Genomic DNA, 14,585 nt, shown 5'->3' with positions numbered 1-14,585 from the left:
TTTCCCCTGTACATCTTAAAAAGCTGTCCATATAATTCATTTATTGTTCTGAGGAATCTCCAGGTCTATAACCTCTAAAAATCCTTTTTATACTTCTTAGAGACAATTTAGATTTTATTTCATTATTTACCCTGGCTGCCGGGGCTAATGCACAGCAGCCTAAACATCCCACTGATTCTAAGGAATATTCCCCATCTGCGGTAGTTTCACCTTCTTTAATATTCAGATGTCTTTCCATACCTTCAATTATCTGCTGGGCACCGGTTACATGACAGGCAGTTCCTGTACATACTGCCACATGTTTTTTCCCCTTGGGAGTGAACCTGAATTGGGTGTAAAATGTTGCAACTCCGTAAATTTCACTTTCAGACACGTTTGTGAACTTTGCCACTTCTTTCATTGTAGTTTCGGACAAATAACCAAAATTAGACTGAATATCCTGTAAAATAGGTATTATTTCGGATTTCTTACCCTTGTAATTTGATAATATCTCTTGCAAATCCTTTTCCATTAAAATCCTCCGGAGCAAATTCGATATATATTATAATTTATATTGATTCCATAAAAATTTTCTAATTTAAAATAGTTTTATTTAGAATTATTGAAGATCCCTTAAGTAATTTTGATACCATCAATTTCTCAATAGAGTGATTTAAATGTTTAAGAATATCTTCTTTAAATTCAACATATCGTTTTATTCAAAATTTAAAAGAACATTAACCTTTTATGTGTCTAAATTAAGTCATAAATCTAATTAAATCCTTATTCAAATTTCTACCGTAACAATGGGTTAAATAATAAAAAATATATGCATTTAAGTACAATATATAGATAAAGAGGTTTTTTTATAAAAAATTTATCAGGTGTTTGAATTGGCCGAAAAATTACCAAAACATTATAAAAGTATTAGAGAAAGATTTGAAGAATATAGTACAGTATTAACTGAATTAGGTAAAGCAGCAAAAGATGCTGGTCCCATAGATGAAAAAAATTCACAACTAATTCAGCTTGCTGCTTCTGCTGCCATAAGATCTGAAGGTGCAGTGCACAGTCATACCAAAAGAGCACTTAAAACAGGAGCAACGCCAGATGAGCTTTACCACACCTTAATACTATTAACCAGCACTATTGGTTTTCCTAATGTGGCGGCAGCAATTTCATGGGTTGATGATGTAGTGGAAGAATAAAATATCAGATTTATCAACCAATTTAATTTAGAGACGTAAAAAGAATTTTAACAATCTTTATTTTAAGAGAGAAGGCTATATCCATTAGTTAATGAAATCCATAATATGATTTGAGGCGTTCTAATGAGTGAAATGTTCAAACTTGTACCTGCCACCCGTGTAAATGAAAAAATCTCCCACGTTGATGAAAAAATTGTAAACGACGCAGAAATTGAGATTATAATAAATGAAAACTTCTCAAGAAGCTTTTCCATAAGCCCTAATGATTTAAAGGAGTTTGCCATAGGATATCTACTTGGAGAAGGTTTAATCGGCTCTTTAGAACATATATCTAAAATAAACATTGAAGAAAATACCATTAATGTGGAAATTGATCTGGTGGATTTTGACATAAGAAAAGAGATGATTGTAGGTTCAGACTGCTTTGGAGGGTGGCGTCATAAAATAGAATTAATAGATAAAGTAAATTCTACCTATATCATTGATAAAGAAGATATATTTGAATCGTTTAAGAAATTAAAAGATAATGCAACTGTATGGAAACAAACGGGAGGCACCCATATAGCTGGTCTGGTGTATAATAACAACTTTATTTCTAAAGAAGACATTAGTCGTCATGTAGCTGTGGATAAGGTTATAGGTGCAGGTGCTCTGGAAAAAACTAATTTTTCAGAAAGTTTTATTGTTTATAGTGGAAGAATGCCTGCAGACATGTTAATAAAAGTGGCCAGAATGGGAATTCCCATTATAACTTCCAATGCTGCGCCCACTTCTTCTGGTTTTTCTGTGGCTGAAGAAGCAGGAATTACTCTGGTGGGCTTTGTAAGAGATAAAAGATTTAATATCTACACCCATTCCCACAGAATACGGCTTTAATACCGAAAATTTAAAAAAAGTATGTATAAAAAGAATATTAGAAACTGAATATAAGATAAAAAATGAGTAATAGGATTATTCTAATACATTATGTTTTTCCTTTAAATCTGCTTCTGTTTTTTCCATTTTATGCATAAGCTGAGCTATAACTCCATCAAGGAATATCAGAGAGGTAACTTCAAATACAGTTCCTAAAGGTGCTAGAGACTGATGTTTACCATTCATCTGCCTTTTAATGTAATCTCTTTCAATTTCATCTTTGGTACGTCCCTTAACTCGAACAACTAGATCGGCCATTTTTCCCAGGGTTGAATTTGCATAAGAGGTCACTGCAATTATCTTTGCCCCTCTTTTTTTAGTTATTTCTGCTGTACTCAATACAAAACGTGTTTCTCCTGATCCAGAAATAGCCAGTAAACAATCGTCTTCATATATTGCTGGAGTTATGGTTTCTCCAACCACATAAACACTTATTCCCAGGTGCATTAATCTCATTGCAAAGGCCTTGGCCACTAGTCCAGACCGTCCCAGTCCCAGTATAAATACGTTTTCAGCTGATGTGAGCATATCAAGCATTTCATTTATATTAGCTTCGTCCAGTTCTGAGGAGACCATTTGTACATTGTCTAAAATTTCGTCTATAGCATCGTTTACAATCATTATTTACACCAGCATAATATCAAATTGATATTGTAGAATTTTTACTTATAATATTTTCCATTTAAATTGGTTAGGTGTTTGGTGTTGGTAGTTTTTTTATCTTTATTTTAGGCCATTTAGGCTTAAATGAATGAATATTCATCTGCTGGTTTTTGTATTCTAGTTTTATTGGCTGTAAGAATAGAAAAATTCGTGAAAAAAGAAACATAAGAATTATGCTAATTTATTAACATGAACAATTTAAAAAAATAAAAAAAATAAAAAATGAATTTTTTTGGTTATTTTGGTTTTTTGATCATGTTCACTAAATCTCTTCTGTAGTATAGGGCGAATACTAGTATTACGAGTAGGATGATTCCTATTATACTCAGGAGTTGTGGATTTTTAATTGCATCATCAACAAACACTTCTTGAGCAGTTTTAGAATCTTCAGACTGTGAAGCTCCAGCACTATCAGATCCGGACTGGCCAGATGATTCAGAACTTCCAGCAGTTGTTGCGGCCGCAACAGTTCCCACTGGTGCAGAAGAACCACTACCACTTAAACTTCCCGAACCACTGCCACAATCACAGCCAGAACCACTGCCTGATCCAGAACCATCACCACTACCAGAACCACTGCCTGATCCATTATCATCTCCTCCAGAGTCAGGACCACCTGTATTTGATCCATCATCTAAAGGAATTATTGCAGAGTTATATTCGATAGCTAGCTGATATCCGTAACTGGATGCAATTATATGGCCCATCAAGCTTAGATTATCAAAAACTGCAGTAGCCATTCCACCATTTGTCATAACCATCTGTGAATAAGGCCCAGTGACAAAAGTTATAGGAATAGACGGTAAATCCGTTACCAATTCACCAGTCACACCATCAAAAAACTGTAGTGTAAATGATTTGTTTCCAGTTCTTGTTAGTACCATCCTCATCTGAGGATCATAAGTCACCTGCTTACAGGAACTTCCATACCAATTCGAACCAGGTATATAGTTTCCTGCAGCTGCACATGATCTAAAGTCCATATTTGCATTATCGTGGAGTACATTATGTTCTAAAAAAATTGTTGGAGAATGAATATAATTATTTCCATATAAAACTCCGTTTCCATGATATGCCTTTTGAGATGTTGATTTACTTATGCTTCCTGTGATTAAATTTGCCTTTATAATTAGATTTTCACTTTCACAGTTGATTTGAATTCCATTATCATTTTTTTGTAGTGTATTGCCCAATATGGTAATTTCTGTAACGATACCATTCAGCAGTATCCCATCCCAATCATTATCAAGTATGAAATTGTTGGAGATAATAACATTACTTATATTGTTGGCCACTATTCCATAGCAGTTCTCATTGATTTGATTGTTTTTGATAGTAACATTCGCTAAATCTTCCAGATACACCCCAGCACCATTAGATACACTTCCATTTTCTTTAATGGTGTTACCATTGATGGTGGTGTTATCTGAGTTAGTAACTGATACTCCTCTTTCCTCATTGCCAATAATCTGATTCTGATTTACACTAGTATTTTCACAATTTTCCACAACTACTCCTTTTATATTGCCATTGATGTTATTTTTGTTTATTTGGGTGTCTTGACTATGGGAAACATGAATTCCAATAGAGGAACCATTTATAGAGCTATTTTTAATGGTCGTATTAATGCTTTCATTTACCATGATCCCGATTCCATTACTTGAACTCACCTGAACATTGGAAACCGTCACATTACCAGTGTTATCTACAACTATTCCCTGGCCTGTGCCGGTGTTTGTAATGGTAAATCCACTTATTTTGGTACCTGAAGCCTGAAGTCCAGTGACTAGGAAAACTGCAGATCCTGAGGCATTAGACACAACCGTTCCCACATTACTTATAATATTCAACTGCTTACTGATAGTCAACTGTAAATTCTCATAGACCGGCCCCAAAAATTCAATAGTACTTCCTGGAGCAGCACCATCCAAAATAGCCTGAATCTGATCACTCAAAGACCCTGTGGTGTAGTAAGAAGCATTCTGCACATACACTGTAATACCAGATACAGGTTCAGACTTAGTATAGGTCTCTTCATAAACTGGACTCCAGTTACCTGAAGAATCAACTGCAGCATAATTAAGCGTTGTTGTACCGTTCAAAACAATAGATCCAGTATACACACTCCTCGTACTACTACTTCGTGGATCACTACCATCCGTAGTGAAATAAACAACCGCATCACCACTATCATCTGAAACCGTCAATGTCACAACCTGTATTACATTGAAAACTCCTCCCACCGGACTAACAATAACTGTAGGGGGTGTAATATCACTAACAGTAATAATTTTAGTAGCAGTAAGAGTTTCACCATTAGTTAAGGTCACAGTCAAATTAACCACATAACTACCAGATTTATTGTAAACATGTCTAGGATTCTGCTCAGAAGAAGTAACTCCATCACCAAAATTCCAACTCCAACTAGTAGGACCAGTTGAAACATCACTAAACTGCACATCCAACGGATTAGAACCGACCGAAAAGTTGAAATTAGCCACAACATCCTGAAAAGCATACAATCCCGTGCTGGTTCCAATATACAAAGTACCATCAGAATCAATAACAGGATTACTGGTTGATGAAATAGTGGTGCAACTCCATTTAAGCATCCCATCCGGATTTATTGCAAAAAGACCACCCTTGGTTGAGAAATATACAGTTCCATCTGCATCAATTATTGGAGAAGAATAAGAACTTTTTCCAGTTAAGTAACTCCATTTTTTTGTTCCATCTGGATTTAGGGCATGTAATGCGCCATCATTAGTTACAAAATATAGAGTGCCATCTGATGCTATTGCAACCGCACCATATACCCTTCCAATTGTAGTGTAGGTCCATTTAAGCGTTCCATCAGGATTAATAGCATAAAGTATATTATCATGAGTCCCTATGTAGATTGTTCCATCAGCTCCAATAGATGGAGATGAGATTTGATGATTTCCAATATCATATGACCATTTTGTGGTTCCATCCTGATTTAGTGCATACAATGCACTATGGGTTGCAACGTAGATTGTTCCATCTGATGATATGGCTGCAGAACCACCTATCCAACCACCATCATCAAGGAGTGTATTCCATTTGAGTGTTCCATCTGGATTAATTGCATAGAGTATACCCTCATCATTTCCGATGTAGATTGTTCCATCTGCCCCAATAACTGGTGAAGCAAAGTGAATTCCATTGATAGTATATTCCCAGATCAATGTTCCGTCAGTCCTCAGTGCACGCAAATCAGATGCAATATAGATAGTCCCGTCATTACTTATAGATGGAGTATCAACTCCTCCCCAATAAATCCATTTCACGATTCCATTAGGGTAAATTGCATAAAGTATACTATCATAACTTCCGGAATAAATTGTTCCATCTGATCCTATGGACACACCAGTATCTTGGGCAAATGTCATGTCGACGATAATCCACTTGATAGTGTTTGTCTGGGGGCCAACGTATTCTGATTGACCGCTGTGATTATTATCACCCTGATAAGTTGCACTTGGTGAATCAATTAAACCTCCTGTTCCAATGACATAATTTTGTATGTACAGTGGACTCCACATTCCACTACTGTTAACTGCTGCATATCTGAGTGTTGTGGTATTGTTGATGCTGATTGGTTCGCTGTATTGTATCCTTGTACTGCTTGTTCTAGGATCTGTAGTATCATTAGTGTAGTAAATGATTGCTGTAGGATCATCACTGGTTAAAGTAACAGTCGGTGGTGTATTATAATTTCCACCATTTACGCTAGCATTCACAGCAGGAAAGATCGTAATGTGATCTGTTTTTGTTGTATTATTGCTGCCTCCAGGTCCAGTTGCAGTTAAACTCACAGTATAATAACCAGGCGCCTTATTATAAGTGTAGGTTGGATTTTGCTCTGTACTGTCTATAATCCCGTCATTATCAAAATCCCATGCCCATCCTGTAACATACAAAGACTGATCTGTAAAATGCACAGTAAATGGCGATGTTCCAGATGTAACATCTGACATAAAATCAACAACAGGCGGAAGAGTAGAAAGCGCTATAGATGATGTTGTTGTGCTATTTCCCAAATAATTGAACACGGTTAAAGAAACAGTGTAATTACCTTCTGTAGTGTAGGTATATGTTGGATTTTGTTCAGTACTGTCTATAGTCCCGTTATTATCAAAATCCCATGCCCATCCTGTAGCATATAAAGACTGATCTGTGAAATTTATTGTAATAGGCACTCCACCACTATTCACATCAGCTGTGAAGTTAGAAACAGGCGGAAGATCCTTGAAAGCGTACAATTTACCATCATAACTCCCAATATAAAATGTTCCATCTGCACCTATTGCACCTGAATTGTATATAGTGTCTCCAGTGGTATATGTCCAATTTAATGTTCCATCCGGATTCAAAGCATACACATTATTATCCCGACATCCAATATAGATTATGCCATCTGCACCAATTACAGGCGCACCATAAAACTGTCCCCCCGCCGTATAACTCCATTTAAGTGTTCCATCTGGATTCAAAGCATACAACTTAGAATCACGACTTCCTATATATATGGTTCCATCTGCACCTATCGCAGGTGAACTACAAATATAAAATTCAGTTGTGTAATTCCATTTAAGCGTCCCATCTGGATTCAAAGCATATAAATTACCATCATAACTTCCCACATAAATAGTACCATCAGCACCTATTGATACTGAACCATATATTCGAGTACCAGCAGTATAACTCCATTTAACCGTTCCATCAGGATTCAGAGCATACACATTACCATCATAAGTTCCCACATAAATAGTACCATCTTCAGCGATTGCGGGTTGTGCATAATACACATAACTTCCAGCAGTATAAGTCCATTTAAGTGATCCATCAGGATTTAATGCGTAAATCTTTTTGTCATAACTTCCCACATAAATAGTACCATCTTCAGCGATTGCGGGTGAACCATATATTCGAGTACCGGCAGTATAACTCCATTTAAGTGTTCCATCTGGATTCAAAGCATACAAATTACCATCATAACTTCCCACATAAATAGTACCATCAGCACCTATTGTTGGTGTGCTATACAATCTTCCAGTAGCAAATTTCCACTTGAGTGTTCCATCTGGATTCAAAGCATACAAATTACCATCATAACTTCCGATATAAATAATACCATCCGCACCTATTGCAGGACCAGCATATTGTATTCTACCTTCCGTAGTAAACGTCCATATGGTAAAACCATTTATTGGCCCATTATATGTTGATTGACCTGTGTTGTTATTGTTTTCTCCAAATTCTGACCATGCAGGATCTGTAACTCCTCCGGTTCCAATGACATAGTTTTGCAGATACAATTGGCTCCAGTTACCGTTGATATCTATTGCAGCATATCTTAGTGTGGTGGTATTGCTAATAATGATGGGTCCAGTATATTCTATCTTTGTACTGCTATCTCTAGGGTCTGTAGTATCATGAGCATAGTATATGGTTGCTGCTGGATCGTCACAAGATAATGTAACTGTCTGTGTGGTTGCATATGTTCCGCTTGCAAGACTAGAAGTCACAGTAACTGGTTTAGTCACAGTAATGTAGTCATTTTTAGTTATAGTATCATAGCCTGCATCGTTTATAGCTGTGAGGCTGACGGTGTATTGACCTTCATTAACATAATTATGAACAGGATTCTGCTCAGTTGATGTTTCACTATCACCAAAATCCCATAACCAACTGGTAGCATCACCCGTGGATGTGTCATTAAACTGCACACTCAAAGGCATATCACCCTGAGTAGTGTTACTTGTAAAATTCGCAGAAGTCGAATCCGCCGCACATACACACCCCATCATCGAAAAACAAAAAAATACGGCAAAAAAAATAAACAAAACCGATAATTTACTATATTTCATGTTAACCTCCTTTTAACTCGTTTATAGGATCCAAAATGAATAAAAAAAGATCCCCTCTCTAATAACAATAATAACAACGATAGGTATATATAAACATGTCGATAAAAAAAGATATATTATAAACCTAATGATATCTAATTAAAAATAGTTATAATAGAAATAAACGACAAGATAATTTTAACATGTCGAAAATTTCCTACGACCTTTTTTTGTCTTTAATATTAGTTAATTCTATAATTCCTTGTTTAATCACTTTATATAATTATTAAGACAAATTTATGTCTAATTAAGTTTATAAAGCTAGTAAAAAATCTTAAAATTGTTATTTAATATATAGTAAATATATTTATGTCTAAAATTATAACCTCATTAAATTATAAAACAGCCCTATAAACTTTTAATTCAAATAATGACAAGCACAACTCATATCAGAAAATCCAATTGTACGATTAAAGTTTTAGATACACTTATACCGCAGGATCTACTCTTAAATGAAAAATCATTATTAATTTAAAAGAATTTTGATTCTAAATAATATTATATTAGGTGTGAAAAAATAGAATAGATAATTGATTAATTAAAAGGAGATACAATTTCTAAAAATTAAAGTTTTAATAGTTATTTAGATTGAATAGTGGTACAATGGATTATAAACCGAAGATTAGCCTTGAAATTGACAGCCATTTGATTAATTACAAGTTTTTTGAGGCTTTAAAATGTATTTCGCGTACATGGTCTCAGCGTAAAGCTGCAGCTGGATTGAATATTTCGCATGCCGTGTTAAATCGGCGCGTAAAAGAAGTTGAAGATAAATTAAATTTCCAAATTGTTGAAACAACACCCCGAGGTTCTGGACTAACACCAGAAGGTATGGAATTACTGGAAAGATATGAAAGTTACGAAAACAGGCTGAAAAAACGTGACAAAATTGTTATAGGTGGAGGATTTATCTCTTCAAACTTAGTAGGTTCATTAGCTTCCAGCTACGGCCTGGAAAGTGTGACCTACAGTACTGATGATGAAAATGCCCTTCATCTTTTTGATATGGATATGTTGGATATTTTAACCCTTGACGACCCTATCTATGCATTTAAAAATGATCTAAAATTCAATCCTATTGCTTATGACTATCTAGATTTAATAGCAAGTTCAAAGGAATCTTTGCAAGAAATAGATGACATAAATCATTTGAAGCGGAAAAAATTTGTATCAGTTCCTAACTCATCACAGAGACTGGCCTGGAACACACTAGATAATTCAAATATCGATTATCGAATAGTGGAAAAGGTTAAAAATCCTTTTGAAGCATTTAAAACTGTTAAATATAATGAAAATCTCTACACTTTCCTGAATTCAAGTTTTTTCCCAGGTTCAGATGTTATTAAAGAAGAAACCAAGCACATCATTAGTTTAGTTATAGTTAATGAACATGCCGAAAATTTAAAGGATTTTTTAGAGTATATTTTAGGTGAAGGTCAACAAATAGTAGAAAAAAAGGGTTTTGATAGGGTAAGATAAACTAGTGAAATAAAAATTTTAAGATATATTTAATTAAATAATTGAAGAGATAATATTATGATAAGATAATAACATTAATATCATAATTAATACAATTGACGAAAAATCTTTTAAAAAATTTTAAATATTGTTAAAATCAATTTAAGCCGGGTGGTATTTCTGAAAGAATCAAGGGATTTGTTGGCGGTTGGACATACAGCATTCGATTATATAATACAGGTAAAAGAATTTCCTAGTCCAAATTCATCAACAGCCATAACCAAAATGCGTACATATTATGGTGGTGCTGCAGCAAATGTAGCGGTAGTTTCAGCTAATCTAGGATTTAAACCTGCCCTAGTTTCTGCAGTGGGAAATGATTTTATGGAATCAAATTACCGTGCAAAACTTCATGATCTCAATATAGATATTGAAAATATGATTTTAATTGAAGATGAGAAAACGCCCACTGCATTTGTATTAACTGACGCCAATAATGATCAGATAAGCTATTTTTACTGGGGATCAGCAGCATATTTCAAAAAATATGATCCACCGGAAAATATTATAAAAAAGTCAAAGGCAGTGCATCTTGCCACCGGAGATCCAATATTTAATAGAAGATCAGGAGAAATTGCGCGCGACTATGACAAATTAATATCATTTGACCCTGGCCAGGATTTACATATGTACTCTGAAAAAGAGCTTAAAAGGGTATTGAAAATTTGTGATATACTATTTGGTAATCATTTTGAAATTGATAGAATTTTACAAACTTTAAAGATGGATATGGAAGAATTACGAAATATAGGGCCAAATATAGTTGTAAAAACCTATGGTAAAGAGGGGAGCACTATTTACACTGACGAAAAAATAAAAATAGAAGCTATTGTTAAAAATAGTTTTGACCCCACCGGCGCAGGAGATTCATACCGGGCCGGCTTTTTGAATGCTTATATGAGAGGAAAAGATCTCGAAAACTGTGGGAAATTTGCATCATCGGTTTCATCCTTTATAGTAGAAGCAGAAGGATGTCAAACTAACGTCCCTGATTTTAATATGGTAACAGAACGTATGAAACAAAAATGGAGTAAGTAATTAATCAATAAATTAGTTAAGAAATACTTTAATAATTTCAAATTTAATGGAATAGCATTAATTATTTAACCATATTTATATTATAGATTCTGTAAGCAATATCTATTTTTAAGTTAAACATAGATAATGGTGCATTAATAAGTTTGAAAATATTAACAATTTAATACGAGACATTTAATAATATAAACACTATTCATATATGGAAATAGATCCTGAAAAATTGTAAATATTGTTCAAAAGTCTATTTAAGGGTTTAAACTTATAAAACAAAGAAATTATTAGACATGGTGATTCTATGACACAAATGGATGAAGCAAAGAAAGGCATGATAACAGAGGAAATGAAAGCGGTTGCCGCTCAAGAAAATGTTTCAGAAGAATTTATCAGAAAATCTGTTGCAAAAGGAACAATTGCAATTCCAAATAACATTGGAAGAGATGTAAAAGCTGTAGGTATTGGTGCCGGCCTTAGAACTAAGGTAAACGCAACAATTGGAACTTCTACTGATATTGTAGATTTAGATATGGAAGTAGAAAAAGCTAAAGTAGCTATGGAAAACAATGCAGACACACTAATGGAACTTAGTGTAGGTGGAGATCTGGATGCCATAAGGAAAAAAATATTAGGTATTTCCAATCTTCCTGTTGGAAGCGTACCTGTTTATCAAGCAGCAATTGAAACTATCCGAAAAGATGGAGCAGCAATTTATATGGATGAGGACATCATGTTCAAATCCATTGAAAAACAGGCCAAAGACGGTATTGACTTCATGGCCATACATTGTAGTGTTAACAAAGAAACACTTAAAAGACTTAAAACTCAGGGCCGTGAAGGAGGACTGGTCAGCCGTGGTGGAGCATTCATATCTGCATGGATAGTCCACAATGAAGTAGAAAATCCTCTCTACAAGAATTATGATTATGTTTTAGAAATTGCTAAAGAACATGACTTTGTAATCAGCCTGGCAAATGGTATGAGAGCTGGTGCAATAGCTGATTCCACTGACCGAGCACAGGTTCAAGAACTCATCATTTTAGGAGAACTTGTTGACCGAGCACGAGAAGCCGGAGTTCAAACTATTGTTGAAGGTCCTGGACACATCCCTTTAAAAGAGATCTCTGCAAATGTGATGGTTCAGAAAAAATTGTGTCGTGATGCGCCATTTTACATGTTAGGCCCTATTGTGACTGATATTGCCCCGGGTTACGACCACATAGTATCTTCCATTGGTGCAGCTGCTTCTGCATCAGCCGGAGCAGACTTTATATGTTATGTAACACCTGCCGAACACCTGGCACTTCCTGATGCTAAAGATGTCAAAGAAGGAATTATCTCCACTAAAATTGGAGCCTATGTGGGAGACATGGCCAAAGGCATACATCATGGAGAAAAGGATTTAGTTATGGCTAATGCTCGTAAAAAACTTAATTGGGAAGCACAATTTGACTCTGCAATGTGTCCTGCAGAAGCAAGGCGAATAAGAAATGAAAGACCTCCTGCAGATCCAGATACATGTACCATGTGCGGAAGTTACTGTGCAGTAAAAATTGTGAATGAATGGTTGGACGATGCAAGCACTGACGTGTTTGAGTAAGTTTATTAATCCATTTTTCATCTTTTTATTATCTTTACTTAAATTTACGAATTATTAATTATTTTAAATTTTAATTTTTATTTATTAACATATTACAGGTGATTTGATTGAAACACTGGATTGAAAGGATAGCGGAAGATTTATCAAAATGGGATGTGGATAACCACGTTGTTGCAAGTGGTACATCAATATCCGGTTCTATACATATTGGAAATTCGTGCGATGTTTTTATTGCCAACGCAGTGACCAAGGCACTAAAAAAGATAGGAAAATCATCTAAAACTTTATGGATAGCTGATGATCATGACCCGCTTAGAAAGGTCCCTTATCCTCTTCCAGCAGAATATGAAAAATATTTAGGAATGCCTTACTCTCAAATTCCCTGCCCAGAAGCGTGCTGTGAGAATTTTGTGGAACATTTTGAAAAACCATTCCTCGACACATTAGATGACTTTGGAATAGAATTAAAAACTTATTCTGGTGCTAAAATGTATCAGGATGGTATTTATACTGATTACATTCGTACTGCACTTGAAAATGCAGATAGAATAAGAGATATATTCAATAAATATCGGGAACATCCCCTTAAAGAGGATTGGCTGCCCTACAACCCCGTATGTGAAAGTTGTGGAAGAGTTAACACTACCTATGCCTTTGATTTTAATGGAGATAATATACATTATCGATGTGAATGTGGCCATAAAGGTGAAATGGATATAAAAAGTGGTGCTGGAAAGCTTACCTGGAGGGTGGAGTGGGCTGCCCGGTGGAAGATATTGGGAGTTACCTGCGAACCCTTTGGAAAGGATCACGCTGCCCATGGAGGATCTTATGATGTAAGTAAGTTGATATCCAAAGAGATATTCAATTACCAAGCACCATACCCAGTACCTTACGAATGGATCACCCTCAAAGGAGACGCCATGTCCAAATCGAAGGGTGTGTTTTTCACTCCAGGCCAATGGTTGGAAATAGCTCATCCTGAAACCCTTAATTATTTTATTTTCAGAAGCAAACCTATGAAGCACAAGGATTTCAATCCTTCCATGCCATTTTTGGATTTTATGGAACAGTATGATCGTGTTGAACGCATATATTTCAATAAGGAAGATGCAGCTTCGCAAAAAGAAGAAGAAAAGCTTAAAAAGATTTATGACATTTCTAAAATAAAAGAATCTGAAAAAATGCCTTTCCAACCGTCTTACCGATTTCTGACTGTGGCTTATCAGATTGCAGAAGATAATACTGAGAAAGTTTTCCAGATTTTGAAGAAAAATTCCCAGCTTCCAGAGGAGATGTCCAATAAAGATTTCTTTGAAATAAATGAAGATGATAGGATTCGACTAACAATGCGCCTTAATCAAGTGAAAAATTGGTTAGAACTCTATGCTCCGGATTTTGTTAAGTTTAAAGTACAGCAAAAAATACCTAAAGTTGAATTAAACGAAAGTCAAAAAGAGTTTCTACTTAAAGTTGCAAGGATCTTAGAAACAAGTGATCCTACTCCTGAAGAACTTCACGATGAAATGTATGTTCTGATGAGACAACTGGATATGAAACCTCAAAAAGCATTTCAAGCTGCATATAAAATATTGATCGGTAAAAAACAAGGCCCCAGAGCTGCTTCATTTATTTTATCAATGGATAAGGATTTCGTCATAAAAAGATTTAGATTGCAGAAATAACTAGTAACCAGTCATATTAATTGAAATTTGACTTTTTGAATAATATTGAGGA

The 14,585-nt window shown here is 35.0% G+C and carries 8 protein-coding genes and 5 pseudogenes; 6 read left to right on the top strand and 7 right to left on the bottom strand.

Going from position 1 to position 14,585, the window contains the following annotated elements; genetic code table 11:
• Positions 1-40: 40 nt before the first annotated feature.
• On the bottom strand, positions 41-511 hold the full coding sequence (locus CIT01_06210) for an NADH-quinone oxidoreductase subunit E (GenBank protein AXV37816.1): 471 nt from the start codon (positions 509-511) through the stop codon (positions 41-43).
• A 352-nt stretch (positions 512-863) separates the two neighbouring features.
• Here CIT01_06210 and CIT01_06205 point away from each other — a divergent pair, with 352 nt between their 5' ends.
• Complete coding sequence (locus tag CIT01_06205) at positions 864-1,187, top strand: alkylhydroperoxidase (protein AXV37815.1); 324 nt, start codon at positions 864-866, stop codon at positions 1,185-1,187.
• A gap of 123 nt (positions 1,188-1,310) precedes the next feature.
• Positions 1,311-2,063, top strand: a complete 753-nt coding sequence (locus CIT01_06200) for a formate dehydrogenase family accessory protein FdhD (protein ID AXV37814.1) — start codon at positions 1,311-1,313, stop codon at positions 2,061-2,063.
• A 75-nt stretch (positions 2,064-2,138) separates the two neighbouring features.
• Here the strand turns inward: CIT01_06200 and hxlB are convergent, their stop codons facing one another.
• From hxlB to CIT01_06170, 6 genes and pseudogenes are all read right to left on the bottom strand, one after another.
• A complete protein-coding gene (hxlB, locus tag CIT01_06195; GenBank protein ID AXV37813.1) occupies positions 2,139-2,723 on the bottom strand; it encodes a 6-phospho-3-hexuloisomerase in 585 nt (194 codons plus the stop codon).
• 1,073 nt (positions 2,724-3,796) lie between these two features.
• A pseudogene (locus CIT01_06190) lies at positions 3,797-4,888 on the bottom strand (hypothetical protein).
• A 405-nt stretch (positions 4,889-5,293) separates the two neighbouring features.
• A pseudogene (locus CIT01_06185) lies at positions 5,294-6,178 on the bottom strand (hypothetical protein).
• Positions 6,179-6,319: 141 nt separating this feature from the next.
• A pseudogene (locus CIT01_06180) lies at positions 6,320-6,667 on the bottom strand (hypothetical protein).
• 366 nt (positions 6,668-7,033) lie between these two features.
• Positions 7,034-8,167 (bottom strand): annotated as a pseudogene (locus tag CIT01_06175) (hypothetical protein).
• A 201-nt stretch (positions 8,168-8,368) separates the two neighbouring features.
• A pseudogene (locus CIT01_06170) lies at positions 8,369-8,659 on the bottom strand (hypothetical protein).
• A gap of 642 nt (positions 8,660-9,301) precedes the next feature.
• On the opposite strand from CIT01_06170, the gene CIT01_06165 reads away from it, so the two are divergent.
• The 4 genes from CIT01_06165 (at position 9,302) to CIT01_06150 (ending at position 14,533) form a co-directional block, all read left to right on the top strand.
• Positions 9,302-10,177 (top strand): LysR family transcriptional regulator, encoded by an 876-nt coding sequence (locus CIT01_06165; protein AXV37812.1) that lies wholly within the window; start codon positions 9,302-9,304, stop codon positions 10,175-10,177.
• Between the two features lie 159 nt (positions 10,178-10,336).
• A complete protein-coding gene (locus tag CIT01_06160; GenBank protein AXV38743.1) occupies positions 10,337-11,254 on the top strand; it encodes a sugar kinase in 918 nt (305 codons plus the stop codon).
• A 295-nt stretch (positions 11,255-11,549) separates the two neighbouring features.
• Positions 11,550-12,848, top strand: a complete 1,299-nt coding sequence (thiC, locus tag CIT01_06155; GenBank protein AXV37811.1) for a phosphomethylpyrimidine synthase — start codon at positions 11,550-11,552, stop codon at positions 12,846-12,848.
• Positions 12,849-12,955: 107 nt separating this feature from the next.
• A complete protein-coding gene (locus CIT01_06150; GenBank protein AXV37810.1) occupies positions 12,956-14,533 on the top strand; it encodes a lysine--tRNA ligase in 1,578 nt (525 codons plus the stop codon).
• The last annotated feature ends 52 nt before the right edge of the window (positions 14,534-14,585 follow it).

Source organism: Methanobacterium sp. BRmetb2 (assembly GCA_003491285.1).
Taxonomy (GTDB): Archaea; Methanobacteriota; Methanobacteria; order Methanobacteriales; family Methanobacteriaceae; genus UBA117.
The sequence above is the reverse complement of the archived record's forward strand: the minus strand, read 5'-3'. Positions and strand labels throughout refer to the sequence as shown.

Excerpts from the sequence above, each read along its gene's own strand:
- CIT01_06210 (AXV37816.1), bottom strand. The coding sequence starts at position 511 with ATGGAAAAGGATTTGCAAGAGATATTATCAAATTACAAGGGTAAGAAA.
- CIT01_06200 (AXV37814.1), top strand. The coding sequence starts at position 1,311 with ATGAGTGAAATGTTCAAACTTGTACCTGCCACCCGTGTAAATGAAAAA.
- hxlB (AXV37813.1), bottom strand. The coding sequence starts at position 2,723 with ATGATTGTAAACGATGCTATAGACGAAATTTTAGACAATGTACAAATG.
- CIT01_06165 (AXV37812.1), top strand. The coding sequence starts at position 9,302 with ATGGATTATAAACCGAAGATTAGCCTTGAAATTGACAGCCATTTGATT.
- thiC (AXV37811.1), top strand. The coding sequence starts at position 11,550 with ATGACACAAATGGATGAAGCAAAGAAAGGCATGATAACAGAGGAAATG.